The 884-nt window shown below is 62.7% G+C and carries 1 protein-coding gene; it reads right to left on the reverse strand.

Features of this window, described 5'->3' with window-relative positions; genetic code table 11:
* Positions 1-152: 152 nt before the first annotated feature.
* Positions 153-884 (reverse strand): IS5 family transposase (locus Tther_RS13160; RefSeq protein WP_143904584.1); only part of this gene is annotated, 732 nt, incomplete at its 5' end.

Genomic DNA, 884 nt, shown 5'->3' on the forward strand with positions numbered 1-884 from the left:
GGAACCACTGAACAAAAAAGCTCGTACACCGCACACTCGCTCACGCTCGCTGTGAGGTCAGCGCAAATCACCCCAAGGCAGCCTCTGAGGCGCCCAAAGTGCCCTCGCGGCGGTGCAAAACCCGCCCGGTGGCCCGCCTCGGGGGCGTTTTTTCATGCAGCAGACGCACTTCGGGTATCGTTGTTCAACATCCACTTGCGCGCCAGCCACACATTGGCCAAGGCAAACAGCGTCATGAGCTGCGCGGTGTTCTTGGCCAGCCCGCGATAGCGCGTCTTACGGTAACCAAAGAGGTTCTTGACGATGTGAAAGGGGTGCTCGGCCTTGGCACGAATGCTCGCCTTGATGCGCTCGAGCTCGGCCAGCACCGCGCCCATCGGGCTCTTGGTATCCAGCGCACGGCGCTTGCCAGGGCGCATGGCCACGTGCCATTTGACGTCTTTGCCCTGGACCTCTTTGCGCTTGTCCACGCCTTGGTAGCCCGCATCGGCAAAGACGTCGCGTTCCTCACCGTGCAGCAGTTGGCTCGCTTGCGTCACATCGCTGACGTTGGCGGCGGTGCCTACCACCGTGTGCACCAGGCCCGAGTCGGCATCCACCCCGATGTGGGCCTTCATGCCAAAGTACCACTGGTTGCCCTTTCTGGTTTGGTGCATTTCGGGGTCGCGGCTGCGTGTGCGGTTCTTGGTCGAGCTCGGTGCGGCAATGAGCGTGGCGTCCACCACCGTGCCTTGCCTGAGCATCAAGCCCTTGGCAGCAAGGTGCGCGTTGATGGTGGCAAAGATGGCTTCGGTCAGGTGCCGCTCTTGGAGCACGCGGCGAAATTTCAACAGCGTGGTGGCGTCCGGTGCGGCCTCGCGCCCAAGGTCGATGCCCACAAAGCG

It is taken from the genome of Tepidimonas thermarum, assembly GCF_007556705.1.
GTDB classification, from domain to species: domain Bacteria; phylum Pseudomonadota; class Gammaproteobacteria; order Burkholderiales; family Burkholderiaceae_C; genus Tepidimonas; species Tepidimonas thermarum.